Source organism: Leclercia sp. 119287 (genome assembly GCF_009734485.1).
In the GTDB taxonomy this organism is placed as follows: Bacteria; Pseudomonadota; Gammaproteobacteria; order Enterobacterales; family Enterobacteriaceae; genus Enterobacter; species Enterobacter adecarboxylatus_C.
In genome coordinates, this window is the sequence record NZ_CP046445.1 from 852,735 (window position 1) to 875,155 (window position 22,421).

The following is a 22,421-nucleotide window of genomic DNA, read 5'->3' on the forward strand; positions in this document are numbered from 1 at the left end:
GGCAATTCCGGGCGTTAGCATCAGGCGACCTGAACCGGAATCGCCTTCGCGGTACGTTTCATGTCGTTGTCACCTTCAAAGTAGGCGACTTTAGGCTGCCAGCGGCGCGCTTCTTCATCGGACATCATGACAAAGCTGGCGATGATGACGATATCACCCACGTTGGCACAGTGCGCTGCCGCACCGTTGACGGAGATAATTTTAGAACCGCGTTCAGCCGCGATAGCATAGGTTGAGAAACGATTGCCGTTACTCACGTTCCAGATATCAATGGCTTCGTTTTCCAGAATACCCGCTGCGTCGAGAAAATCCTGATCGATCGCGCAGGAGCCTTCATAATGCAGATCGGCCTGCGTGACCTTCACACGGTGAAGCTTACCTTGCAGCATTTTGCGAATCATGACGTTACCTTAACTCTTTGTCGTATACCCTCCCGAAGAAGGGGCTGAAGAAAACTAATCCGTTAGCATGGATATGCTCAGTACTTACTGAGCCAGTTCAACTACTGTGTTATCGATAAGTCGCGCCTGACCGAGCCATGCGGCGACCAGAATCACTGCCCGCTTGCTGTCAGCGGAGAGCGCCAGCAGGGTGTCGGCATCGCGGATCTGCACATCGTCAGCACGCAATCCCTTATCGTTCAACGCCTGTTCCGCCAGGGCCACGATCTCTTCGCTGCTCAGTTCTTTGTTTTTCAGCTGGGTCGCCATGGTGCTCATCACCTTATACAGACCCGGGGCGATTTTACGCTGGTCGGCGGTGAGGTAGCCGTTGCGCGAGCTCAGCGCCAGGCCGTCTTTGGCCCGCACGATCGGCACGCCAACGATATCGATGTCGTAGCCCATGTCGGCCACCATTTTGCGGATCAGCGCCAGCTGCTGGAAGTCTTTCTCACCGAAGCAGGCGATATCCGGCTGCACCAGGTTAAACAGCTTGCTGACGATGGTGGAGACGCCGCGGAAATGACCCGGACGGCTGGCCCCTTCCAGCATGGTGGAGATGCCCGGCACGTCGACAAAGGTCGTCTCTTCCGTGCCTTTCGGATAGACATCATTCGGGGCAGGGGAGAAGACGAAATCGACCTGGTGCTTTTTCAGCTTCTCGCAGTCTTCCTGCAGCGTACGCGGGTAGCGCGCCAGGTCGTCAGCACGGTCGAACTGCATCGGGTTAACGAAAATACTCACCACCACCACATCGGCGCGGGCTTTGGCTTCGTCCACCAGCTTCATATGGCCATCATGCAGGTTGCCCATGGTGGGCACCAGCGCGATACGTTTACCTTCCTGGCGCAAGCGGCGGATGTGCTGGCGCAGCAGCGGCAGGGTTTCAATGATTAGCACAACAAGACTCCTTACTGGAAACTGTGTTCTTCACCCGGGTAAACACCCGATTCAACGTCGGCAATATACTGCCTGACCGCGCCGCGCATGTCGCCTGCGTCGCTAAGGAAATTCTTCGCAAATTTCGGGATATGCCCACCGGTGATCCCAAACGCATCGTGCATCACCAGGATCTGGCCGTCGGTGACGTTACCGGCCCCAATGCCGATCACCGGAATGGAGAGGGCCTCGGTGATACGTTTCGCCAGCGCGACAGGCACACACTCCAGCACCAGCAGCTGCGCGCCCGCGGCTTCTAAAGCCCGCGCATCATCAAATAGCGTCTGGGCGGCGTCACCGCGCCCCTGCACCTTATAGCCGCCAAAGATATTGACCGACTGCGGGGTTAACCCCAGATGACCGCAGACCGGCACCGCGCGCTCGGTGAGCATGCGTACGGTGTCGACCAGCCAGGCGCCGCCTTCCACTTTGACCATGTTGGCCCCGGCCCGCATCACCGTGGCGGCATTCTCAAACGCCTGTTCCGGCGTGGCGTAAGCCATAAACGGCAGATCGGCGAGCAGCAGGCAGGCAGGCGCGCCGCGCCGCACCGCCCGGGTGTGGTAAGCAATATCCTCTACCGTCACCGGCAGAGTGGAGTCATGTCCCTGGACCGTCATCCCTAACGAGTCGCCCACCAGCATGACGTTAATACCCTCTTCGGCAAAGAGTTTGGCGAAGCTGTAGTCATAGGCCGTAATAGTGGCGAAGCGCTGCTTGTCCTGTTTGCATTTCTGCAAGGTGGCGATGGTGGTTGGTTTCATACTGTTTCCTGATAGCCCAAAGCGAATCTTTGCGCATTCTAACAGTAACATTCGAGGGAACAATGATTTTAGGCAACCGATTAACCACAAATATTTTGTGGTTAATCAATAAAATTTTGCTGTTACCAGCGGGCAGGTTTTTCGGCGTTAAGCTGCGCCAGCAGGGCGCTCAGGCTTTTGCCATCGGGGAAGATCAGGTCAGGGGCAATTTCGAACAGCGGCCAGAGCATAAAGCCGCGGCGCTTCATGTCGTAATGCGGCACCGTCAGGCGCTCGGTGTTAATCACCGCATCACCAAACAGCATGATGTCCAGGTCGAGGGTGCGCGGTCCCCAGCGCTCTTCTTTGCGCACGCGACCCTGCTGCAACTCGATGCGCTGAGTGTTGTCCAGCAGCGCCTCGGCGTTGAGCGCCGTGTCGAGCGCGATAGCAGCATTCAGGTAGTCGGGTTGATCCTGGGGGCCCAGCGGAGGCGTGCGGTAAAACGAGGAGAGGGCGACAACGCGGGCCTGCGGGATGTCGCCCAGCGCCTGGACGGCAGCATTGACCTGCTCCAGCGGAGAAGCCAGGTTGCTGCCGATGGCGATATACGCCAGCGTCATGCCGCGCCTTCGCGACGCGGGGCGCGCTTGCGTGGACGACGGTGACGACGACGCGGTGCCGGCTCTTCGTCCAGATCGCCCAGCATGTCTTTCTGCGCCGGCGGTGCAGAAACCTGGAACTCACCCCACCACTGCACCAGAAGCTGCAGCTCGCGGTTGTTTTCCGCTTCGGCACGCAGGGCCATCAGATCGTAAGCCGCGCGGAATTTTGGATGCTCCATTAACTTCCAGGCGCGTTTACCCTGACGACGGGACATCCGCAGCTGAAGCTGCCAGATATCACGCACCAGCGTGGTAATGCGTTTCGGGATCGCCAGCGAGCGGCAGGCTTCATCCAGCACGTCATTGGCGGCTAAGGCGAAGGCATCGTAATAGGCAAGGCCGCTTTCCTGGGCAATCTTCTGCGCCGTTTCCAGCAGCGGATACCAGAACATCGCGGCAAACAGGAACGCCGGGTTAACGCGCATATCGTTCTGAATGCGGTTATCGGTATTCTTCAGCACCTGATCGATGATGCGTTCCATCGCGCTGTCACCTTTTTCGGTGAAGTTACGCGTGATGGTCGGGAACAGGGGCTGGAACAGGCTGTATTCACGCAGCAGCTGATAGGTAGCAAAACCGTGGCCGGCCTGCAGCAGCTTCAGCGCCTCTTCAAACAGACGCGCCGGCGGCACATCGTTGATCAGCGTCGCCAGGCGCGGGATCGGCTCGGCGGTCTCGGGACTGATCTGCATATCCAGCTTGGCGGCAAAGCGCACGGCGCGCAGCATACGCACCGGATCTTCACGGTAGCGCGTTTCCGGGTTGCCGATCAGGCGGATCACACCGGCTTTAAGGTCCGGTACCCCACCCACGAAATCGCGGACGGTAAAGTCAGCCACGCTGTAATAGAGGCTGTTAATGGTGAAATCGCGACGTTGGGCATCTTCTTCGATAGAGCCAAAGATGTTGTCACGCAGCAGCATGCCGTTCTGACCCTGTTGAGAGGTCGTACGGTCTGATGGCGTGCCTTCGTGATGACCACGGAAGGTTGCCACTTCGATGATCTCAGGCCCAAACATGACATGGGCGAGACGGAAGCGACGACCGACCAGGCGGCAGTTGCGGAATAATTTACGCACCTGCTCAGGCGTGGCGCTGGTGGTCACGTCAAAATCTTTTGGCTTTTTGCCCAACAGTAAGTCACGCACCCCGCCACCAACGAGATACGCCTCATAGCCGGCTTTATTCAGGCGATAAAGGACCTTCAGGGCATTTTCACTGATATCTTTGCGGGAAATAGCATGCTGCTCGCGCGGAATAACCGACATCGTATTTTGAACAATGACGTCATCCGCCATGCTCTCATCGCGGCTCAGCACCTTACGGCAAAAATTAGCGACTCGGGTAAAAATAATACACCTCGGTAGTGTGTGTTTCAGAATTCAGGACAAAAAATAGCGGCTAATCATAGCTCAGCGAGACGCATTTGAGAATGCTGGATTTTCGGCACGCGGTTTAGCGACCACTGGGCCACCGCTTTTTCCAGTAATTCTTCGGTTCGCAGATCCTGCCACTCATGTGTTACATCCTGGTTTAGAAATTGTAAAGCATTGATAAGAACAGGGCGAGGATCGCCTGTCGGTAATGCCGGGGCATGATTCTGTTTCGAGAGTTTCATCCCTTTTTCATTCACCACCAGCGGCAAATGGATATAGTCCGGTACCGGCCAGCCAAACAGCTGGTAGAGCGAAATCTGCCGCACGGTAGGTTCGATCAGATCGGCCCCGCGGACAATTTCGTTTACCCCCTGGAAATGATCGTCCACCACGACCGCCAGATTGTAAGCAAACAGCCCGTCCCGGCGATGGATAATAAAATCCTCGTCCGCCAGCCGTGGATCGGCATGGAGTTCGCCTTGCAACCGATCGGTAAACCGGGTGACCGGATGCTGTTGCACCACGCGTACCGCAGCGTTTTCCGGGCCGTGATGCAGCGTGCGGCAATGGCCGTCATAAACCCCGCCGACGCTCTGAATGCGCGCACGGGTGCAGGTGCAGTAGTAAGAGAGTCCCTGGGCGTGGAGCCAGGCCAGACGTTCGCGATAGGCATCGTGACGTTGGGACTGCCACAGCACCTCGCCGTCCCAGTGCAGGCCGTAATGTTCCAGCTGACGCAGAATGGTCGCTGCTGCACCGGGAACTTCACGCGGGGGGTCAATATCTTCGATACGCACGCGCCAGATACCCTGACGGGCACGGGCTTGCAGATAGCTGCCAAGGGCGGCAATGAGCGAGCCAAAATGCAGTTCGCCAGAGGGGGATGGCGCGAAGCGCCCAATGTAGTCAACAGGCATAATTACACAGCGCAGAAAGTAATCAGGCGGGAGAAGACTCCCGCCTGTGATAGCGTTAAGACAGAACCGGGATTAACCGGCCATCTGTTTTTCGCGGATTTCTGCCAGCGTTTTGCAGTCGATGCACAGGTCGGCTGTTGGACGGGCTTCCAGACGACGAATACCGATTTCGACACCGCAGGATTCGCAGAAGCCGAAATCTTCGTCTTCGACTTTTTTCAGCGTCTTCTCAATCTTCTTAATCAGTTTGCGTTCGCGGTCACGGTTACGCAGTTCAAGGCTGAACTCTTCTTCCTGGGCGGCACGGTCTACCGGATCCGGGAAGTTAGCAGCTTCGTCCTGCATATGAGTAACGGTGCGATCGACTTCATCCCTGAGTTGATTACGCCATGCTTCAAGAATTCGCTTGAAGTGCGACAGCTGGGCTTCGTTCATATACTCTTCGCCCGGCTTCTCTTGATACGGCTCCACCCCAGCGATGGCGAGAATACTCAGGGACGATGTTTTACGGTTTTGCCCTTCTTGCATGTTGCTTCTCCTTAACACGCACTATCGATCCCCGTGTTGGGGGAAAAATCAGGCCGCTATAAATAGCAGATGCTTTTCCGTATGGCAATTATCTAAACGTAACACTTGACAAGCCTGTGAGGAAAAGCGTATTTGCGCACACGACCAGAACACTTAATAAACAACACTCAACCCCTTTTATAACGTGACGGGAAGAGCGGATCTCAGAGTCATATTATCGGCAGAAAGTTCCGCTTTATAAGCCAAAACCTCCACCCCCTGCTTTTGTGCCTCATTCAACAGTTGCGCGTACTTAGGGTCAATATGGCGGGCGGGTGAAAATCGTCCAATTGCGCTGTGCAATACCGCAAATAACAGCACGGCGCGCTTGCCTGCCGCCGCCACACTTATCAACTCCCGAAGATGCTTCTGCCCTCGCAGCGTGACCGCATCCGGAAAGTAGCCGTAATCCCTGTCAGCTAACGTCACTGATTTCACTTCAATATAGCACTCGGGTCGATCCTCTGCCTGCAACATAAAGTCGATTCTGCTGTTTTCCGCACCATATTTCACTTCACTTTTTAAGGCGTTGTAGCCGCGCAGTTCTGGAATTAAATCCAGACTAATCGCCTCTTTGACCAACTGGTTTGCCCGCAGCGTATTAACGCAAATATATTCTCCGTCGGCAGTCTGGGTTATTTCCCAGGTATAGGGGTATTTACGTTTGGTATTTTCGGAGGTGGAGTACCACACCGTATCGCCGGGCGTGGCGCAGCCGGTCATCGCCCCGGTATTCGGGCAGTGCAGGGTCAGGGCAACGCCCTCCGGCGTTACCACGTCGGCCAGAAAACGCTTGTAGCGTTGCACGAGCGTGGCGGGTTGCAGGGCAGGGATAAACTGCATACAGATTCCTTGTTATTCGGTAAGCCGCCAGCGCTGGAGCGGCGTATAGCGCGTGCGCCCGCCGGCAAAACGGCTCTCGTAAAGCACAAATTCATTCACCGGAAACGCCCACTGAAAACCCGGCGGCGGAATGGCCACCGCGTGGCTGGCATCGCGCAGCAGGGTGATATGCGGATGAAACGGCTGTGGGCTCTGGTAACAGCCGCTACGCGCCGCCTGGGCCCGCAGCATGTTAGCCAGCTGCAATAATCCCCGGGGCGGCTGGCGGGTGCCGAGCCAGACGACCCGCGAGCGCAGCCACTGTCCGGCATCGTCCAGCGTCAGGGTAAACCCCGGCTGGCGGATGCGTCCGGCCATCGCCGCCAGCGCCTGACGTTTCTCATCGCTGACATCGCCTAAAAACGCCAGCGTCAGGTGCAGGTTGGCCCCGGCCACCGGGCGGCCCGCTTCCGGGGCAAAATGGTCGGCGCGCCAGCGCACGATCTGGCGCTGGATCGGGGCAGGCATTTCAATGGCAAAAAACAGCCTTTTCGACTCAGACATACGGGGTACTCGGTAATGAATTGTGGCGATGCTACAATGTACGCCGTCTAAAGTTAACCCTCTGGAGCCTTTCGTGTCCCTGTTGCCGGTCGCCGCTGTCCTTCCTGAACTTCTCCTCGCGTTACAACACGCCCCCCAGGTTCTGCTTACTGCGCCTACCGGTGCCGGGAAATCGACGTGGCTACCGCTGCAGATCCTGGCGCAGGGAGGGATTAACGGCAAAATTATTCTGCTCGAACCGCGGCGGATCGCTGCCCGCAACGTGGCGCAGCGGCTGGCGGACCTGCTGGGGGAAAAGCCGGGAGAAACGGTCGGCTACCGGATGCGCGCCGAAACCTGCGTGGGAGCGAATACCCGACTGGAGGTGGTCACCGAGGGGATCCTCACCCGGATGCTGCAGCAGGATCCCGAGCTGACCGGCGTGGGGCTGGTGATCCTCGATGAGTTTCACGAGCGCAGCCTGCAGGCGGATCTGGCTCTGGCGCTGCTGCTGGATGTCCAGCAGGGGCTGCGCGAGGATCTCAGGCTGCTGATCATGTCCGCGACCCTGGATAATGACCGGCTCCAGCGTCTGCTGCCGGAGGCCCCTGCGATCGTCTCTGAGGGTCGCACCTTTCCGGTTGAGCGGCGCTATCAGTCGCTCTCCACCCAGCAGCGTTTCGACGAAGCGGTGGCGGTCGCTACCGCCGAACTGCTACGCCAGGAGTCCGGCTCGCTGCTGCTGTTTTTGCCGGGGGTGATCGAGATCCAGCGCGTGCAGGAGCAGCTGGCCCGTCGCGTGGCCGACGACGTGGTGCTCTGCCCATTGTATGGCGCGCTGTCGCTGACCGAGCAGCGTAAGGCGATCCTGCCCGCCCCGGCAGGGAAGCGCAAAGTGGTGCTGGCGACCAACATCGCCGAAACCAGCCTGACCATCGAAGGCATCCGGCTGGTGGTGGATTCGGCCCAGGAGCGGGTGGCGAATTTCGATCCGCGCACCGGCCTGACCCGCCTGCTCACCCAGCGGGTCAGCCAGGCCTCGATGACCCAGCGGGCCGGACGAGCCGGCCGTCTGGAGCCAGGTATCTGCCTGCACCTGACGCCCTTTGAGCAGGCCGAGCGCGCGGCGGCGCAGGGCACGCCGGAAATTTTGCAAAGCGATCTCAGCGGCCTGCTGATGGAGCTACTGCAGTGGGGCTGCCGGGATCCCGCCCAGCTGAACTGGCTGGATCTGCCGCCTGCGACTAACCTTGCTGCGGCCCGCCGTCTGTTAACTCAGCTTGGGGCGCTGGCGGGGGAACAACTCACCGCCTTTGGTCAGAAGATGGCGAAGCTCGGCAACGATCCGCGGCTGGCGGCGATGCTGGCCAGCGCCATGGGCGAAGACGAAATTGCGACGGCGGCAAAACTGGCGGCTATCCTTGAACAGCCCCCGCGAGGCGGCAGCTGCGATCTGGCCCAGGCCTTCTCCCGCAATCAGCCGGAGTGGCAACAGCGCGCCCGACAGTTAAGTTCGCGGCTCAACAGCCGGGGTGGAGCCCCGGACAGCGACCGCGTACCCGCGCTGCTGGCAAAGGCGTTTCCCGATCGGATTGCCCGCCGCCGCGGGCTTGACGGGCGCTATCAGCTGGCGAACGGTATGGGGGCGATGCTGCAGAGCGACGATGCCATGACCCGCCACCAGTGGTTGATTGCGCCGCTGCTGTTGCAGGGCAGCCAGTCCCCGGATGCCCGCATTTTGTTGGGCTTAGCCGTGGACATTGATGCCCTGATCGCCGCCGCCCCAGGCCTGGTGGAACAATCTGACACCGTCGAATGGGATGATGCTCAGGGCACGCTGAAGGCCTTTCGCCGGGCACAGATTGGTCGCCTGACGGTGAACGTCAAACCGCTGGCGAAACCCTCGGAAGAGGAGTTGCACCAGGCGATGCTCAACGGCATTCGCGATAAAGGGCTCAGCGTGCTGAACTGGACGCCTGAGGCGGAGCAGTACCGGATCCGCCTGCACTGCGCAGCACAATGGCTGCCGGAATTTGACTGGCCGGCGGTGGATGAAGCGTCGCTGCTGGCAAATCTGGAAAACTGGTTACTGCCGCAAATGAGTGGCGTACACTCCCTGCGCGCGTTGAAGGCGCTGGATGTTAAGGCGGCGTTACAGAACTTAACCGACTGGTCGTTACGCCAACGTCTGGATACCGAGCTCCCGGGGCATTACACTGTGCCCACCGGCAGCCGGATAGCCATTCGTTATCATGAGGATAATCCTCCGGCGCTGGCGGTGCGGATGCAGGAGATGTTTGGCGAGGCGACCACGCCTGCCATTGCCCAGGGCCGCGTGCCGCTGGTGCTGGAGCTGCTGTCGCCGGCCCAGCGTCCGCTGCAGATCACCCGCGATCTGGGTGCCTTCTGGGCCGGAAGCTACCGCGAGGTGCAGAAAGAGATGAAGGGGCGCTATCCCAAACATGTCTGGCCGGACGATCCGGCGAATACCGCGCCAACCCGGCGCACGAAGAAGTATTCGTAGCCGTTGTAGGTCGGGTAAGCGCAGCGCCACCCGGCAAAAGCCCTCGCTGAGAGGGTAACTTTGAGAGATTTCTTCTTCCTCCATCAGGGGGAAGAACTGAGAATCGGGCCCTTGCGCCTGATAGTTGCGGAGAGAGAGCATGGCGGGGAATGACCGCGAGCCAATTGGACGTAAAGGAAAGCCTACACGTCCGGCGAAAGAAAAGGCAGGCCGTCGTCGCCTCAGAGATGAGGAGTATGACGACGTTGATAATGAGTATGAGGATGAAGCGTCCGTGCCACGTAAAGGAAAAGGCAAAAAAGGTAAACCTCGTGGCAAGCGCGGCTGGTTCTGGCTGCTGCTGAAGCTGTTTATTGTTTTCGTCGTTTTACTGGCGATCTACGGCGTCTATCTGGATCAGAAGATCCGTAGCCGTATCGACGGAAAAGTCTGGCAGCTGCCTGCGGCAGTGTATGGCCGGATGGTCAACCTCGAGCCGGAAATGACCATCAGCAAGAACGAGATGGTCAAACTGCTGGAGGCCACCCAGTACCGCCAGGTGACGAAGATGACGCGTCCCGGCGAGTTTACGGTGCAGGCGAAAAGCATCGAGATGATCCGCCGTCCGTTTGACTTCCCGGACAGCAAAGAGGGGCAGGTGCGCGCGCGTCTGACCTTCGACGGCGATCATATCGACACCATCGAGAACATGGATAACAACCGCCAGTTCGGTTTCTTCCGTCTCGATCCGCGCCTGATCACCATGCTCTCCTCGCCAAACGGCGAGCAGCGTCTGTTTGTGGCGCGTAACGGCTTCCCGGATCTGCTGGTGGATACCCTGCTGGCGACCGAAGACCGTCACTTCTACGAGCATGATGGCGTCAGCCTGTACTCCATCGGTCGTGCGGTGCTGGCGAACCTGACCGCCGGACGGACGGTGCAGGGGGCAAGTACCCTGACCCAGCAGCTGGTGAAGAACCTGTTCCTCTCCAGCGAACGCTCTTACTGGCGTAAGGCCAACGAAGCGTACATGGCGGTATTGATGGACGCCCGCTACAGCAAAGATCGCATTCTTGAGCTGTATATGAACGAGGTCTACCTCGGGCAGAGCGGCGACAATGAAATCCGCGGCTTCCCGCTGGCGAGTCTCTACTACTTTGGCCGTCCGGTGGAAGAGCTGAGTCTCGACCAGCAGGCGCTGCTGGTGGGCATGGTGAAAGGGGCGTCGATCTACAACCCGTGGCGTAACCCGAAACTGGCCCTGGAGCGTCGTAATCTGGTGCTGCGTCTGCTGCAACAGCAGCAGGTGATCGACCAGGAGCTGTACGACATGCTCAGCGCGCGTCCGTTAGGCGTGCAGCCGCGCGGCGGCGTGATCTCCCCGCAGCCTGCCTTTATGCAGATGGTGCGTCAGGAGTTGCAGACCAAACTGGGCGACAAGGTTAAAGATCTCTCTGGCGTGAAGATCTTCACCACCTTTGACTCCGTGGCGCAGGACGCCGCAGAGAAAGCGGCGGTGGAAGGCATTCCGGCCCTGAAAAAGCAGCGTAAGCTGAGCGATCTGGAAACTGCGATGGTGGTGGTCGATCGTACCACCGGCGAAGTACGGGCGATGGTCGGCGGGGCAGAGCCGCAGTTTGCGGGCTATAACCGCGCCATGCAGGCACGCCGTTCGATCGGTTCTCTGGCAAAACCGGCGACCTATCTCACCGCCCTGAGCCAGCCGAACCAGTATCGACTGAACACCTGGATCGCCGATGCCCCGATTGCCCTGCGCCAGCCGAATGGCCAGGTGTGGTCGCCGCAGAACGACGACAAACAGTACAGCGGCCAGGTGATGCTGGTGGACGCCCTGACGCGTTCCATGAACGTGCCAACGGTCAACCTCGGGATGGCGCTGGGTCTGCCGGCGGTCACCGATACCTGGCTGAAGCTGGGCGTGCCGAAAGATCAGCTGCATCCGGTGCCGGCCATGCTGTTAGGTGCCCTGAACCTGACGCCAATTGAAGTGGCGCAGGCGTTCCAGACCATCGCCAGCGGCGGTAACCGTGCGCCGCTCTCTGCGCTGCGTTCGGTGATTGCCGAAGATGGCACCCCGCTGTACCAGAGCTTCCCGCAGGCGGAGCGTGCCGTTCCGGCGCAGGCAGCTTACATGACGCTGTGGACCATGCAGCAGGTGGTGCAGCGCGGAACCGGTCGTCAGCTTGGCGCGAAGTATCCGGGGCTGCATCTGGCGGGTAAAACCGGGACCACCAACAACAACGTCGATACCTGGTTTGCAGGCATCGACGGACGTGAAGTGGTGATCACCTGGGTAGGCCGCGACAACAACCAGCCAACGAAACTGTACGGCGCCAGCGGGGCGATGTCGATTTACCAGCGCTATCTGGCGAACCAGTCGCCGGTTCCGTTAACCCTGACGCCACCGGAAGATATCGTGGATATGGGCGTGGATGAGTCGGGTACCTTCGTGTGTGGCGGCGGGATGCGTAGCGTTCCGGTCTGGACCACCAACCCGGACTCCCTGTGCCAGGCGCCAGCGCCGCAGCCGACGGGTAACCCGTTTGAGCAGTCTTCTCCTCAGCAGCAGCCGCAGCAACAGCAACAGCAGCAACAGCCGCAGCAGCAGAATGAGAAGAAGGACAGTGACGGCGTCGCGGGCTGGATCAAGGATATGTTCGGCGGTAACTAAGCAAAATCCCCTCTCCTGCGGGAGGGGGGATTTTCACCTCAATTAAACATCCCTCCAACAGTAAAACCTCCGTTTATTAACCCTGCATTTTCCGTTGTTTAATTCTTATACCCTCAATTCCTGTAGGGCCGCATATCACTTGCTATGCCGTCTGCGTTTCGCATAATATGCTGCGGTCATAATAATAATTCTCGTTTACGTTATCATTCACTCTTTCAAAGAGACATACCAATGGCGCTTTCAAAAACTGCTCAGCCAATGCAATCTTCGCTGCGTAAAATCGCGGTCGTTGTAGCCACAGCGGTTAGCGGCATGTCTGCTTATGCCCAGGCTGCTGACACCCCTAAAAAAGAAGAAACCATCACCGTAACCGCAGCGCCTGCTCCGCAGGAGAGCGCCTGGGGTCCTGCAGCGACTATCGCGGCACGCCAGTCCGCCACCGGGACCAAGACCGATACCTCCATTGAGAAGGTACCGCAGTCGATTTCCGTGGTAACCGCGGAAGAGATGGCGCTGCACCAGCCACGCTCGGTCAAAGAAGCACTGAGCTACACGCCAGGGGTGGCAGTGGGTACCCGCGGTGCGTCTAACACCTATGACTACCTGATTATTCGTGGTTTTGCTGCCGATGGCCAAAGCCAGAACAACTACCTCGACGGCATGAAGATGCAGGGCAACTTCTATAACGACGCGGTAATTGATCCTTATATGATCGAGCGCGCGGAAGTGATGCGCGGGCCGATCTCCGTTCTGTACGGAAAAAGCAGCCCGGGTGGCCTGCTGAACATGGTCAGCAAACGCCCGCTGACAGAACCGCTGAAAGAGATCCAGTTCAAGGTCGGAACGGACAGCCTGTTCCAGACCGGGTTTGACTTCAGCGATGCGCTGGATGATGACGGCGTCTACTCTTATCGCCTGACGGGCCTGGCGCGTTCCAACAACGCCCAGCAGGAGCGTGCGGAAGAGCAGCGTTATACCATTGCGCCGTCCTTCTCATGGCGTCCATCTGATAAAACGAACTTCACTTTCCTCTCTTATTTCCAGAACGAACCGGAGACCGGTTACTACGGCTGGCTGCCAAAAGAGGGGACGGTTGATCCGCTGCCAAACGGCGATCGTCTGTCGACCGACTTCAACGAAGGGGTGAAAAATAATACCTATTCCCGTAACCAGAAAATGGTCGGGTATAGCTTCGATCACGAGTTTAACGACACCTTCACCGTGCGTCAGAACCTGCGTTTTGCCGAGAACAAAACCTCGCAGAACAGCGTATATGGTTACGGCGTCTGCTCCGATGCGGCGAACAGCGGCAACGCCCTGTGTAATGCGTTGTCACCTGCGGACAAAGGCCACTACCTGGCACGTAGATATGTCGTTGACGATGAGAAGCTGCAGAGCTTCACCGTGGATACCCAGCTGCAGAGCAAATTCGCTACCGGTGAGGTTGACCATACCCTGCTGACCGGCGTTGACTTTATGCGTATGCGTAATGACATCAACTCCTGGTTTGGCTATGACGGTTCCGTCCCGCCGCTGGATCTCTACAACCCGGTATACACCGATTTCGATTTCGGTGCGCATCCTGGGGCGTTAGAACCGTATCAGGTGATGAACAAGCAGAAGCAAACTGGCCTCTACGTTCAGGATCAGGCGCAGTGGGATAAAGTGCTGGTCACCCTGGGCGGCCGTTACGACTGGGCCGAACAGGACTCCATTAACCGTGTTGCGGGTACCACTGCGTCGCGTGATGACAATCAGTTCACCTGGCGTGGCGGTGTTAACTACCTGTTCGACAACGGCATTACCCCTTACCTCAGCTACAGCGAATCCTTTGAACCGTCTTCCCAGTCCGACGCACAAGGCAAGCCGTTTGCCCCGTCGAAAGGCAAGCAGTACGAAGTGGGCGTGAAGTATGTGCCGAACGATCGTCCGATCGTTCTGACCGGTGCGCTGTATCAGCTGACCAAAACCAACAACCTGATGGCCGATCCTGCGGGCTCGTTCTTCTCGGTTGAAGGCGGCGAGATCCGCGCCCGTGGTGTGGAAATCGAAGCCAAAGCAGCCCTGTCTGCCAGCGTCAACGTGGTCGGTTCTTATACCTATACCGACGTGGAATACACCACCGACACCAGCTATAAAGGCAACACGCCAGCGCAGGTGCCTGAGCACATGGCCTCTCTGTGGGGGGATTACACCTTCTATGATGGCGCACTCTCCGGCCTGACCCTGGGTACCGGCGGTCGCTTCTCCAGCTCCAGCTATGGCGATCCGGCGAACTCCTTCAAGGTGGGCAGCTATGCGGTCATGGATGCGCTGGTCCGTTACGATCTGGCGCGTGTTGGTATGGCGGGCTCGAACGTGGCGCTGCACGTGAACAACCTGCTGGATCGTGAATACGTCGCCAGCTGCTTCAACACCTATGGCTGCTTCTGGGGTGCAGAACGCCAGGTTGTTGCGACCGCGACCTTCCGCTTCTAACCTTTAAACTTGGGCACGATTTTCGTGCCCTTTTCTTTACTTAAGTTGGCTAACATGCAGGAAAACAACCCGCAATCCGATACCACTTTTGCGCTTGATGGCGTCTCCTTTCGCGTTCCCGGACGCACGCTGCTGCATCCGCTTTCGCTGACCTTTCCCGCAGGCCAGGTGACAGGCCTGATCGGCCATAACGGCTCCGGCAAATCCACCTTACTGAAAATGCTTGGCCGCCATCAGTCGCCGTCCGAGGGAGATATTCTGCTCGACGGACAGCCGCTGGAGAGCTGGAACAGCAAAGCCTTTGCCCGCAAGGTGGCCTATCTGCCGCAGCAGCTGCCGCAGGCGGAGGGCATGACCGTCCGCGAACTGGTGGCGATTGGCCGTTATCCCTGGCATGGTGCATTGGGCCGCTTCGGCGTAGCCGATCGCGAGAAAGTGGAAGAGGCGATTGCGCTGGTGGGTTTAAAGCCGCTGGCTCATCGTCTGGTGGATAGCCTGTCCGGCGGCGAGCGCCAGCGGGCGTGGATCGCCATGCTGGTGGCGCAGGACAGCCGTTGTTTACTGCTGGATGAGCCGACCTCGGCGCTGGACATTGCCCATCAGGTGGACGTGCTGGCGCTGGTGCATCGCTTAAGCCAGCAGCGCGGCCTCACGGTGATTGCGGTGCTGCATGATATCAACATGGCGGCGCGTTACTGCGACTATCTGGTGGCGCTGCGCGGTGGCGAGATGATCGCCCAGGGCACGCCAGCCGAGCTGATGCGCAGTGAAACGCTGGAACATATTTACGGAATTCCAATGGGTATTCTGCCGCATCCTGCCGGAGCGGCACCGGTGAGCTTTGTCTATTGATGCCTGAGTTAACACACATTAGCCGTCGTCGACTGTTGACGGCGATGGCCCTTTCGCCGCTGCTGTGGAAAATGGGCACGGCGCATGCCGCCGTCGATCCCCATCGGATTGTGGCCCTCGAGTGGCTGCCGGTCGAGCTGCTGCTGGCGCTCGGCGTTACCCCCTACGGCGTGGCCGACATTCCTAACTACACCCTGTGGGTAAACGAGCCTCGCCTGCCGGAATCGGTGATCGACATTGGCCTGCGTACCGAGCCGAACCTCGAACTGCTCACCCAGATGAAACCTTCTTATCTGGTCTGGTCGGCCGGGTACGGTCCGTCGGAAGAGAAGCTAGCGCGGATTGCGCCGGGGCGCGGGTTCGCCTTTAGCGACGGCAAAAAACCGCTGACCAACGCCCGTAAATCCTTAAGCGAGATGGCGCAGCTGCTGAATATGGAAGCGGCGGCCCGCGAGCATCTCGATCATTTCGACAGCGTGATTGACAGCTACAAACCCCGTTTTGCCGGCCGCGGCGATCGCCCGCTGCTGATGGTCACCCTGCTCGATGCCCGCCATATGCTGGTGTTTGGCAATAACTGCCTGTTCCAGGAAGTGCTGGATCGCTATGGGATTAAAAACGCCTGGGAAGGGGAGATGACCTTCTGGGGCAGCACCGCCGTCGGTATCGACCGTCTGGCCATGTTCCGCGATGTGGACGTGCTGTGCTTCGATCACGGCAACGAGCGCGAGATGCAGGCCTTGATGGCGACGCCGCTGTGGCAGGCGATGCCCTTTGTCCGCCAGCAGCGCGTTAAGCGCGTCCCGGCGGTGTGGTTCTACGGCGCGACCCTGTCGGCCATGCACTTTGCCCGCGTGCTGGATAGCGCATTGGGAGGCCAGGCATGAGGTCACGGATAGCCTTTTTCCCGGCGCTGCTAATGGCACTGCTGCTGATCGTTGCGCTGGGCTTAACCTGGTGGAACCTGAACATTGCGCTGCCGCGCAGCCAGTGGGGCAGCGCGCTGGTCGCCCCGGATATCGACAATATTCAACAGATGCTGTTCCACTACAGCCTGCTGCCGCGGCTGGCGATCTCGCTGCTGGTGGGTGCCGGGCTGGGTCTGGTGGGTGTGCTCTTCCAGCAGGTGCTGCGTAACCCGCTGGCGGAACCGACCACCCTGGGGGTGGCAACCGGGGCGCAGCTGGGGATGACCATCATCACCCTGTGGGCGCTGCCGGGGGCACTGGCACCGCAGTTTGCCGCGCTGGTGGGCGCCTGCGTGGTGGGGGCGATTGTCTTTGGCGTGGCCTGGGGTAAACGCCTCTCGCCGGTCACGCTGATTCTGGCAGGCCTGGTGGTCAGCCTCTACTGCGGGGCGGTTAACCAGCTTTTAGTGATTTTCCATCACGACCAGCTGCAGAGCATGTTCCTCTGGAGCACCGGGACGCTGACGCAGACCGACTGGAGCATCGTTCAGCGCCTGTGGCCGCAGCTGCTCGGCGGCGTATTGCTGACCCTGCTGCTGCTGCGCCCGCTGACCCTGATGGGGCTTGACGATGGCGTGGCGCGCAATCTCGGCCTGGCGCTGTCGCTGGCCCGTCTGGCGGCGCTGACGCTGGCGATTGTCATCAGTGCCCTGCTGGTAAATGCGGTGGGCATCATCGGGTTTATCGGCCTGTTCGCACCGCTGCTGGCAAAAATGCTCGGCGCGCGGCGCTTGTTCTCCCGCCTGATCCTCGCCCCGCTGATTGGTGCGCTGATCCTCTGGCTCTCTGACCAGGTGATCCTTTGGCTGACGCGCGTATGGATGGAAGTCTCTACCGGTTCCGTGACCGCGCTGATCGGTGCGCCGCTGCTGCTGTGGCTGCTGCCGCGCCTGCGCAGCATGAGTGCCCCGGCGATGAACGCCGGAGATAAGGTACAGGCGGAGCGTCACCACGTGCTGTGGTTTGCCCTGGCGGGCGGCGCGGTACTGCTGCTGGTGGTGATTGCGGCGCTGGCGTTTGGCCGGGATGCAGAGGGCTGGCACTGGGCGAGCGGGGCGATGCTTGATGAGCTGCTGCCGTGGCGCGCGCCGCGTATTTTCGCCGCGCTGATTGCCGGGGTGATGCTGGCGGTCGCCGGGTGCATTATCCAGCGTCTGACCGGCAACCCGATGGCGAGCCCGGAAGTGCTGGGGATCAGCTCCGGGGCGGCGTTCGGCGTGGTGCTGATGCTCTTTTTCGTGCCGGGTAATGCCTTCGGCTGGCTGATGCCCGCAGGCAGTATCGGTGCGGCGGTCACGCTGCTGATCATTATGATTGCCGCCGGACGAGGTGGCTTCTCGCCGCACCGGATGTTGCTGGCGGGGATGGCGCTGAGCACCGCCTTCACCATGCTGCTGATGATGCTGCAGGCCAGCGGCGATCCGCGTATGGCGCAGATCCTGACCTGGATTGCCGGATCAACCTATAACGCCACCACCGAACAGGTGGTGAGCACCGGGCTGGCGATGATTGTCCTGCTGGCGCTGGTGCCGCTGTGCCGTCGCTGGCTGACGGTGCTGCCGCTGGGGGGCGATACTGCCCGTTCGGTGGGAATGGCGCTGAGCGCCTCGCGCATCGGCCTGCTGCTGCTGGCGGCATCGCTGACGGCCACCGCCACCCTGACGATTGGTCCGCTGAGCTTTATTGGGCTGATGGCACCGCATATCGCGCGGATGATGGGGTTCCGCCGGACGATGCCGCACATTGTGATGTCGGCGCTAACGGGGGGGATCCTGCTGGTGTTCGCCGACTGGTGCGGCCGGATGGTGCTGTTCCCGTATCAGATCCCGGCGGGGCTGCTTTCCACCTTTATCGGTGCGCCGTACTTTATCTATCTGCTGCGGAAACAGAGCCGGTAAAAAAATGCCGGGTGGCGCTAACGCTTACCCGGCCTACGGTCCGAAGATTTTTGTTTGCCGGGTAAGGCGAAGCCGCCACCCGGCAACCCACAACTCAGAGCTTCGCAAACACCCGACGCGCCGCGTCTATGGTGTTATTGATATCCTCTTCGCTGTGCGCGACCGACATAAAGCCTGCCTCAAACGCTGACGGTGCAAGATAGACACCTTCCTCCAGCATCAGATGGAAGAAACGCTTGAAGCGCTCAACGTCGCACTTCACCACATCCTGATAGCGGGTCACGGTTTTCGCTTCGGTGAAGAAGATGCCAAACATGCCGCCAACGTGGTTTACCACCAGCGGAATACCTGCGTCTTCAGCCGCGTCCAGCAGGCCGTTTGCCAGCTGCGTGGTGCGCTCGGTGAGGGTGGTATGGATACCCGGCTGCGCCACTTCGTTCAGACAGGCGAAACCTGCCGCCATGGCAATCGGGTTACCGGAGAGCGTACCGGCCTGATAGACCGGACCGGTTGGCGCCAGAGCGTCCATCACCTCTCTGCGGCCGCCAAAGGCGCCTACCGGCATACCGCCGCCGATGATTTTGCCCAGGCAGGTCAGGTCCGGCACTACGTCGTAATACGCCTGCGCACCCGCCAGGGCAACGCGGAAACCGGTCATCACTTCGTCGATGATCAGCAGCGCGCCGAACTCGTCGCACAGCGCACGCAGCCCCTGCAGGAAGCCAGGCTGCGGTGGAATGCAGTTCATGTTGCCTGCCACCGGTTCGACGATGATGCAGGCGATCTCCTGCGGATATTGTTCAAATGCCGCACGCACCGAATCGAGATCGTTATAGGTGCAGGTCAGGGTGTGCTTCGCGAAGTCTGCCGGCACGCCCGGGGAGTTCGGCTGGCCGAGAGTTAGCGCGCCGGAACCGGCTTTCACCAGCAGGCAGTCCGCGTGACCGTGGTAGCAGCCTTCGAACTTGATGATTTTGTCGCGGCCGGTAAAACCGCGAGCCAGACGGATGGCGCTCATGGTCGCTTCGGTACCGGAGTTCACCATGCGGACCATATCCATGGTCGGCACCAGCTCGGTCACCAGCGCCGCCATTTTCACTTCCATCTCGGTCGGTGCACCGAAACTTAACCCGCGCTGCGCCGCTTCAATCACCGCGTTGCGGATCGCCGGGTGGTTGTGGCCCAGCACCATCGGGCCCCATGAGCCGACATAATCGATATAGGCTTTGCCATCCACATCGTACAGATAGGCGCCATCGGCACGTTCGATAAACAGCGGTGTACCGCCCACGCCGGTAAAGGCACGGACCGGGGAGTTAACACCGCCAGGGATAAGCTCGCGGGCTGCACTGTAGAGGTTTTCAGACTTGCTCATGGCGTCGTTCCTGGCTCGTATAAAATGATTAAGCCCACTATTCTAAGTGATTCGTTGAAGGTTATGAAATTTTTACCCTGGTAATGCATTAACAATTGTTAAGCAATTTTCAGGAGACGGCTGGGCGGTCTCTGGTAAAATCCCTGCGGCTATTTGTATGACGAAAGATAACAGGCAATGAAAGCAGATTCTCCCTCATTTGAAGAACAACAGTTTGCGCGGGCGCGATACCGTATCAGCGTCCGACGGCTGCTCAACCGCGATAAAACACCGCTGGCGATTTTGCTGGGCGCAGCCGTTGTCGGCACCCTGGCGGGCCTGGTAGGCGTCGCATTCGAAAAGGCCGTCAATGGCGTGCTTAACTGGCGTATTGGCACCGTTGCGGGTTATGCCGATCGTGAAGGGCTGGTCTGGATCCTGGCCTTTGGTTTATCTGCCCTGTTCGCGATGGTCGGTTATTTTCTGGTGCGTAGATTCGCTCCGGAAGCGGGCGGGTCGGGGATCCCTGAGATAGAAGGGGCGCTCGAAGAGCTGCGTCCGGTCCGCTGGTGGCGCGTACTCCCCGTGAAGTTTATCGGCGGTATGGGGACGCTTGGCGCAGGGATGGTGCTCGGGCGGGAAGGGCCGACCGTACAGCTGGGCGGTAATATTGGCCGTATGGTCAGCGACCTGTTCAGAATGCGCAGCGCGGAAGCACGCCATACGTTGCTGGCAACCGGTGCCGCCGCGGGGCTTTCCGCCGCGTTTAATGCCCCGCTGGCGGGGATCCTGTTTATCATCGAAGAGATGCGCGCTCAGTTTCGCTATAACCTGATCTCGATTAAAGCGGTCTTTACCGGCGTAATTATGTCGAGCATTGTCTTTCGGCTTTTCAATGGCGAAGGGGCGGTCATTGAGGTGGGCAAATTGACCAACGCGCCGGTCAATACGCTGTGGCTGTATCTGATCCTTGGCATGGTTTTTGGCATTGTAGGCCCGTTGTTTAATGCCCTTATTATTCGTGCTCAGGATATGTTCCAGCGGATCCACGGCGGCAATACGACCAAATGGGTGCTAGTGGGCGGCCTGCTCGGGGGCGTGTGCGGCGTGCTGGGCTTTATCGAACCCAACGCGGCTGGCGGTGGCTTTGGCCTGATCCCCATTGCGGCGGCGGGTAATTTCAGCATCGGCCTGCTGCTGTTTATGTTTATCTCCCGGGTCATCACCACCGTACTCTGCTTCTCTTCCGGCGCCCCTGGCGGCATTTTTGCCCCGATGCTGGCATTAGGCACGTTGCTGGGTACGGCCTTTGGCATGGCCGCTGCCGCAGGTTTCCCGGCGTATCATCTTGAGGCCGGCACCTTTGCCATCGCCGGAATGGGGGCGCTGCTGGCGGCATCGCTGCGCGCGCCGCTGACCGGCATCGTGCTGGTACTGGAGATGACCGACAATTACCAGCTCATTTTGCCAATGATCATTACCTGCCTGGGGGCCACACTATTAGCCCAGTTTCTCGGCGGAAAACCGCTATACTCCACCATTCTTGCCCGTACCCTGGCGAAGCAGAATACTTGAATGAATTACCAGGGTATTAGATAATGACAACAAGAATTGGGTGATTTTTACCCACTAGCAGTATTCATGGGAGCATAAGATGAGTGATGACGTAGCGCTGCCGTTGCAGTTTACCGAAGCAGCAGCCAAAAAAGTAAAAGACCTGATTGCCGATGAAGACAACCCGGCGCTGAAATTACGTGTTTACATTACGGGCGGCGGCTGTAGCGGCTTCCAGTATGGTTTCACCTTTGACGATCAGGTTAACGACGGCGACATGACCATTGAGAAGCAGGGCGTCGCGCTGGTCGTTGACCCGATGAGCCTGCAGTATCTGGTGGGCGGCGCGGTGGACTACACCGAAGGTCTGGAAGGTTCCCGCTTTGTGGTGACTAACCCGAACGCAACCAGCACCTGCGGGTGTGGATCGTCGTTCAGCATTTGACTGTAATGCCCGGTAGCGCTTCGCTTACCGGGCCTGTTCGCTATCTTCCATTCTCATCCAGCGCAAAGGTTGGCAGCTTCAGGTGCCAGCGGATTGCCGCCAGGCGGATCCCCAGAGTAACTACCATCCCCAGCATCGCCGCCTGTTCCAGCGGAACGTGAAAGGTGTACCAGGCCGTAGCGTGAACGATCCCACCCAGAATGCAGGCCGTGGCGTAGATTTCCGTTCTCAGGATCATCGGCACTTCGCGCGCCAGAATATCGCGAATAATCCCGCCGCCCACGCCGGTGACCACTCCCATACAGATCGCCACCATCGGGCCGGTGCCGGCCATAAAGGCTTTGTTGACGCCAATACCGACAAACACCGCGAGGCCAACCGCATCCAGCACCGGCAGTAGCCATTTCGGCAGGCGACGCGGCTGACGGACGAGGATAATGGTTAACATACAGGTGACCATAGCGACCACCAGATCGGTAGGATCTTTGACCCAGAATACCGGGCCATGATCGAGCGCCATATCGCGGATCGTCCCTCCGCCCACGGCGGTGACCACCCCTAACACCAGCACGCCAAACGGATCCATGCGTAATTTACCGGCCAGCAGAACGCCGGAGATCGCAAAAACGGCTGTGCCAAGAATATCCAGCCAATAAACGAGCATT

19 protein-coding genes are annotated in these 22,421 nt (G+C 59.3%); 8 read left to right on the plus strand and 11 right to left on the minus strand.

Going from position 1 to position 22,421, the window contains the following annotated elements; translation table 11 throughout:
* Positions 1-20 precede the first annotated feature (20 nt).
* From panD to thpR, 9 genes are all read right to left on the minus strand, one after another.
* Positions 21-401 (minus strand): aspartate 1-decarboxylase, encoded by a 381-nt coding sequence (gene panD / locus GNG27_RS04055; protein ID WP_032616579.1) that lies wholly within the window; start codon positions 399-401, stop codon positions 21-23.
* Positions 402-485: 84 nt separating this feature from the next.
* The gene (gene panC, locus GNG27_RS04060) at positions 486-1,340 is read right to left on the minus strand and encodes a pantoate--beta-alanine ligase (protein ID WP_156262930.1); all 855 of its coding nucleotides are present in this window, start codon (positions 1,338-1,340) and stop codon (positions 486-488) included.
* Between the two features lie 11 nt (positions 1,341-1,351).
* On the minus strand, positions 1,352-2,143 hold the full coding sequence (gene panB / locus GNG27_RS04065) for a 3-methyl-2-oxobutanoate hydroxymethyltransferase (RefSeq protein WP_142488274.1): 792 nt from the start codon (positions 2,141-2,143) through the stop codon (positions 1,352-1,354).
* A 122-nt stretch (positions 2,144-2,265) separates the two neighbouring features.
* Positions 2,266-2,745 carry a 2-amino-4-hydroxy-6-hydroxymethyldihydropteridine diphosphokinase gene (gene folK, locus GNG27_RS04070; RefSeq protein ID WP_142488275.1) on the minus strand — a complete coding sequence of 160 codons (480 nt, stop codon included), beginning with the start codon at positions 2,743-2,745 and terminating at the stop codon, positions 2,266-2,268.
* Positions 2,742-4,139 carry a polynucleotide adenylyltransferase PcnB gene (gene pcnB / locus GNG27_RS04075; protein WP_221888537.1) on the minus strand — a complete coding sequence of 466 codons (1,398 nt, stop codon included), beginning with the start codon at positions 4,137-4,139 and terminating at the stop codon, positions 2,742-2,744. Before pcnB ends, folK begins: the two co-directional genes overlap by 4 nt.
* 53 nt (positions 4,140-4,192) lie before the next feature.
* Positions 4,193-5,083, minus strand: a complete 891-nt coding sequence (gene gluQRS, locus GNG27_RS04080; protein WP_370462892.1) for a tRNA glutamyl-Q(34) synthetase GluQRS — start codon at positions 5,081-5,083, stop codon at positions 4,193-4,195.
* Positions 5,084-5,152: 69 nt separating this feature from the next.
* The gene (dksA, locus tag GNG27_RS04085) at positions 5,153-5,608 is read right to left on the minus strand and encodes an RNA polymerase-binding protein DksA (RefSeq protein WP_012016093.1); all 456 of its coding nucleotides are present in this window, start codon (positions 5,606-5,608) and stop codon (positions 5,153-5,155) included.
* A gap of 177 nt (positions 5,609-5,785) precedes the next feature.
* Positions 5,786-6,490 (minus strand): DNA/RNA nuclease SfsA, encoded by a 705-nt coding sequence (sfsA, locus tag GNG27_RS04090; RefSeq protein WP_156262932.1) that lies wholly within the window; start codon positions 6,488-6,490, stop codon positions 5,786-5,788.
* A 12-nt stretch (positions 6,491-6,502) separates the two neighbouring features.
* A complete protein-coding gene (thpR, locus tag GNG27_RS04095) occupies positions 6,503-7,033 on the minus strand; it encodes an RNA 2',3'-cyclic phosphodiesterase (protein WP_156262933.1) in 531 nt (176 codons plus the stop codon).
* 73 nt (positions 7,034-7,106) lie between these two features.
* Between thpR and hrpB the strand changes: the two genes are divergently transcribed.
* The 6 genes from hrpB (at position 7,107) to fhuB (ending at position 18,403) form a co-directional block, all read left to right on the plus strand.
* Positions 7,107-9,536, plus strand: coding sequence for an ATP-dependent helicase HrpB (hrpB, locus tag GNG27_RS04100; protein WP_156262934.1), 2,430 nt, complete (start codon positions 7,107-7,109; stop codon positions 9,534-9,536).
* Positions 9,537-9,675: 139 nt separating this feature from the next.
* Complete coding sequence (gene mrcB / locus GNG27_RS04105; protein ID WP_156262935.1) at positions 9,676-12,207, plus strand: bifunctional glycosyl transferase/transpeptidase; 2,532 nt, start codon at positions 9,676-9,678, stop codon at positions 12,205-12,207.
* 231 nt (positions 12,208-12,438) lie between these two features.
* Positions 12,439-14,685: a ferrichrome porin FhuA gene (gene fhuA / locus GNG27_RS04110; protein WP_156262936.1), complete on the plus strand. Its 2,247-nt coding sequence runs from the start codon at positions 12,439-12,441 to the stop codon at positions 14,683-14,685.
* 54 nt (positions 14,686-14,739) lie between these two features.
* The gene (gene fhuC / locus GNG27_RS04115; RefSeq protein WP_142488283.1) at positions 14,740-15,537 is read left to right on the plus strand and encodes a Fe3+-hydroxamate ABC transporter ATP-binding protein FhuC; all 798 of its coding nucleotides are present in this window, start codon (positions 14,740-14,742) and stop codon (positions 15,535-15,537) included.
* On the plus strand, positions 15,537-16,424 hold the full coding sequence (gene fhuD, locus GNG27_RS04120) for a Fe(3+)-hydroxamate ABC transporter substrate-binding protein FhuD (protein WP_156262937.1): 888 nt from the start codon (positions 15,537-15,539) through the stop codon (positions 16,422-16,424). Before fhuC ends, fhuD begins: the two co-directional genes overlap by 1 nt.
* Complete coding sequence (gene fhuB / locus GNG27_RS04125; RefSeq protein WP_156262938.1) at positions 16,421-18,403, plus strand: Fe(3+)-hydroxamate ABC transporter permease FhuB; 1,983 nt, start codon at positions 16,421-16,423, stop codon at positions 18,401-18,403. The genes fhuD and fhuB overlap by 4 nt, the downstream gene beginning before the upstream one ends.
* Positions 18,404-18,497: 94 nt before the next feature.
* Here the strand turns inward: fhuB and hemL are convergent, their stop codons facing one another.
* Positions 18,498-19,778, minus strand: coding sequence for a glutamate-1-semialdehyde 2,1-aminomutase (gene hemL, locus GNG27_RS04130; protein WP_142488286.1), 1,281 nt, complete (start codon positions 19,776-19,778; stop codon positions 18,498-18,500).
* Positions 19,779-19,955: 177 nt separating this feature from the next.
* Between hemL and clcA the strand changes: the two genes are divergently transcribed.
* Together clcA and erpA are read left to right on the plus strand one after the other, a co-directional pair.
* Positions 19,956-21,332 carry a H(+)/Cl(-) exchange transporter ClcA gene (gene clcA, locus GNG27_RS04135; RefSeq protein WP_156262939.1) on the plus strand — a complete coding sequence of 459 codons (1,377 nt, stop codon included), beginning with the start codon at positions 19,956-19,958 and terminating at the stop codon, positions 21,330-21,332.
* A gap of 79 nt (positions 21,333-21,411) precedes the next feature.
* The gene (gene erpA, locus GNG27_RS04140; RefSeq protein WP_142488288.1) at positions 21,412-21,756 is read left to right on the plus strand and encodes an iron-sulfur cluster insertion protein ErpA; all 345 of its coding nucleotides are present in this window, start codon (positions 21,412-21,414) and stop codon (positions 21,754-21,756) included.
* A 40-nt stretch (positions 21,757-21,796) separates the two neighbouring features.
* Here erpA and GNG27_RS04145 read toward each other — a convergent pair whose 3' ends face one another.
* Positions 21,797-22,420 (minus strand): TRIC cation channel family protein, encoded by a 624-nt coding sequence (locus GNG27_RS04145; protein ID WP_142488289.1) that lies wholly within the window; start codon positions 22,418-22,420, stop codon positions 21,797-21,799.
* Position 22,421 lies beyond the last annotated feature (1 nt).

Excerpts from the sequence above, each read along its gene's own strand:
- GNG27_RS04145 (WP_142488289.1), bottom strand. The coding sequence starts at position 22,420 with ATGCTCGTTTATTGGCTGGATATTCTTGGCACAGCCGTTTTTGCGATC.
- hemL (WP_142488286.1), bottom strand. The coding sequence starts at position 19,778 with ATGAGCAAGTCTGAAAACCTCTACAGTGCAGCCCGCGAGCTTATCCCT.
- mrcB (WP_156262935.1), top strand. The coding sequence starts at position 9,676 with ATGGCGGGGAATGACCGCGAGCCAATTGGACGTAAAGGAAAGCCTACA.
- clcA (WP_156262939.1), top strand. The coding sequence starts at position 19,956 with ATGAAAGCAGATTCTCCCTCATTTGAAGAACAACAGTTTGCGCGGGCG.
- fhuB (WP_156262938.1), top strand. The coding sequence starts at position 16,421 with ATGAGGTCACGGATAGCCTTTTTCCCGGCGCTGCTAATGGCACTGCTG.
- panD (WP_032616579.1), bottom strand. The coding sequence starts at position 401 with ATGATTCGCAAAATGCTGCAAGGTAAGCTTCACCGTGTGAAGGTCACG.
- thpR (WP_156262933.1), bottom strand. The coding sequence starts at position 7,033 with ATGTCTGAGTCGAAAAGGCTGTTTTTTGCCATTGAAATGCCTGCCCCG.
- fhuD (WP_156262937.1), top strand. The coding sequence starts at position 15,537 with ATGCCTGAGTTAACACACATTAGCCGTCGTCGACTGTTGACGGCGATG.
- fhuA (WP_156262936.1), top strand. The coding sequence starts at position 12,439 with ATGGCGCTTTCAAAAACTGCTCAGCCAATGCAATCTTCGCTGCGTAAA.
- panB (WP_142488274.1), bottom strand. The coding sequence starts at position 2,143 with ATGAAACCAACCACCATCGCCACCTTGCAGAAATGCAAACAGGACAAG.
- fhuC (WP_142488283.1), top strand. The coding sequence starts at position 14,740 with ATGCAGGAAAACAACCCGCAATCCGATACCACTTTTGCGCTTGATGGC.
- folK (WP_142488275.1), bottom strand. The coding sequence starts at position 2,745 with ATGACGCTGGCGTATATCGCCATCGGCAGCAACCTGGCTTCTCCGCTG.
- sfsA (WP_156262932.1), bottom strand. The coding sequence starts at position 6,490 with ATGCAGTTTATCCCTGCCCTGCAACCCGCCACGCTCGTGCAACGCTAC.
- erpA (WP_142488288.1), top strand. The coding sequence starts at position 21,412 with ATGAGTGATGACGTAGCGCTGCCGTTGCAGTTTACCGAAGCAGCAGCC.
- dksA (WP_012016093.1), bottom strand. The coding sequence starts at position 5,608 with ATGCAAGAAGGGCAAAACCGTAAAACATCGTCCCTGAGTATTCTCGCC.